Source organism: Nocardioides sp. (assembly GCF_031422975.1).
Lineage (GTDB): Bacteria > Actinomycetota > Actinomycetes > Propionibacteriales > Nocardioidaceae > Nocardioides.
The window spans coordinates 1-1,989 of sequence record NZ_JANPEO010000098.1; the positions used below are offsets into that span (position 1 = coordinate 1).

A 1,989-nucleotide genomic window follows, 5' to 3' on the forward strand; every position below is an offset into this window, starting at 1 on the left:
AGTCTCTCATAACCGGTCGCCGCTGTCAGCGATGGAGCGACACGAACGCGCCGGGTAACGTGGCCTCTTTGAGCTGAGGGACGACGAGACGACGCAGCACGAGATCGGCAAGCGCACCTACATCGTGGCCCAGGTTGCGCCGCTGGACGTGGACGGCGTGCGCACCACCGAGGTGGGCACGGCGGTCTGGCTGGTGGCGTTCATCGCCCTGCTGCCGTTCTACGGCGCACTGGAGGACAGTGGCCGCACCTGGTGGCTGTGGACCTGCCTGGCCGGCTTCGGCCTCGGCCTGTTCGGGCTGGAATATTGCCGACGCCGTCGCAAGGCGCGCGCCGAGCTCGACGTCGAATGACCCTGCCGCCGACCCGTTGGGAGCTCGCCGGAGACGGAAGGCTGATCTACGGCGAGAACTTCGCTGCCCTGGTGGCCGACGGCGCCGACGTCGCGGGTGAGGCCCGCCTGGCCGATGCGCTCGTCGGGCGCCACGCGCGGATCCTCGACGTGGGATCAGGTATGGGCCGGATCGCGGCTGCCCTGACGGCCCGCGGGCACGACGTGGTGGCCACGGAGCCGGACCCCGCACTGCGTGAGCAGTCGCTGGCGACGTACGCCGACGTGCCGGTGCTGCCCCACGAGGCGCTGGCGATCCCGGCCCTCGAGCCGTTCGACCTGATCGTCGTGGTCGGCAACGTCCTCATCTACCTGGCCGAGGACACCGAGCGCGCTGTGCTGGCGCACCTGCGGTCGCTGCTCGCGCCCGGCGGCCGGATCCTGGCGGGCTTCCACCTGACCGCGATCATGAGCGGCAGCCGGACCTACCCGGCCGACGAGTTCCTCGCCGATGCGGCGACTGTCGGGCTCGGGGTCGACTGGCGGTTCGGCAGCTACGAGCTGGACCCGCCGAACGACGAGTACGCCGTGTGGGTGCTGTCTGCGCGTTAGAGAGCCACGAACCCGTCGTCGGTCAGGGTGTCGAAGACGTGGTCGGGCACCGGGATCGGCTGCTGCTTGCGAGCCAGCTTGACCTCGGAGTGGGCACCGCAGCCGTGGTTGAAGGTGACGGCCTTGCCGTCGTCGTTGGCGTTGCCGTTGGCGCAGACGCCGAAGGTGTCGGCGAGCGGACCGGCGAGCCGGACCAGGAAGCCGCAGGACCAGCAGGAGTCGGGCGCGCTCTTGGCGATCAGTGCGTCGGGGCCACCGTCACCCTCGTACCAGCGCTGGGCCGCCATGTCGATGCCCTCGGGCGACAGGGTGCGGACCCGGCCCAGGCCGAGGTCCTTGGCGACCTGACGCACCTGCGCCTTGGAGTCGGCGTCGAGCGGGTCGTCGCCGAAGAAGTAGGTCGGGACCAGGCGCGGGTCTTCGTCCTCGACGGGGAGCAGGTCGCCCGGGGAGAGGTCGCCGGGCTGGAGGCGTTCCTTGTAGGGCACCCACGACGGCGCCACGATCGCCTCGGCCCCCGGCAGCAGCACTGCCTCGTTGAGGGTGGCCCCGGTGCCAGCGGCGTCGCGGGTCAGCGTGACCGACCAGTGCCAACCGCGGTAGCCCGGTCGCGTGCAGGCGAACGTGTGGGTGACGACGAGGTCGTCCTCCCGGCGGACGTCGAGGTGGTCACCGACGTCCGCGGCGCCGGCGAGGTCGAGAGCCGCGGCTCGCGCGTCCTCGACGGCCGCGGCCAAGATGGCGTCGGGCGAGGTCTCGTCGAGGTCAATCACCTGCGCATCATCGCAAACCCGACGGCGGTCTGTCAGTTCGCCCTGCCATCCGGACGCCTGCTGCACGTCGCGGACCCGTCCACACGGCAGGATTGACCCATGACCTCCGAGCACGAGCCGCCGAGCGACCCCACTGCTGGGGGTCGACTGGCGGGCGCGGGCCGGGGGGTGCGCGCCGCCAGTCGCGGCGTCGGCCGCGGCGTCGCGGGCGCCACTCGCGTCACCGGACGCGCGGGCAGGTACACCGTTCGGCAGGCGCGGCGCGCGGCGCGCG

At 72.0% G+C, this 1,989-nt stretch carries 3 protein-coding genes; 2 read left to right on the forward strand and 1 reads right to left on the reverse strand.

Annotated features, from left to right (window positions below):
• Positions 1-124 precede the first annotated feature (124 nt).
• Positions 125-352: a DUF2530 domain-containing protein gene (locus tag RMO85_RS03270; protein WP_310526443.1), complete on the forward strand. Its 228-nt coding sequence runs from the start codon at positions 125-127 to the stop codon at positions 350-352.
• Positions 349-942 (forward strand): class I SAM-dependent methyltransferase, encoded by a 594-nt coding sequence (locus tag RMO85_RS03275; RefSeq protein ID WP_310526445.1) that lies wholly within the window; start codon positions 349-351, stop codon positions 940-942. Before RMO85_RS03270 ends, RMO85_RS03275 begins: the two co-directional genes overlap by 4 nt.
• Here RMO85_RS03275 and RMO85_RS03280 read toward each other — a convergent pair.
• Positions 939-1,715, reverse strand: coding sequence for a DUF3027 domain-containing protein (locus RMO85_RS03280; RefSeq protein WP_310526446.1), 777 nt, complete (start codon positions 1,713-1,715; stop codon positions 939-941). The genes RMO85_RS03275 and RMO85_RS03280 overlap by 4 nt on opposite strands.
• Between the last annotated feature and the right edge of the window lie 274 nt (positions 1,716-1,989).

Excerpts from the sequence above, each read along its gene's own strand:
- RMO85_RS03275 (WP_310526445.1), top strand. The coding sequence starts at position 349 with ATGACCCTGCCGCCGACCCGTTGGGAGCTCGCCGGAGACGGAAGGCTG.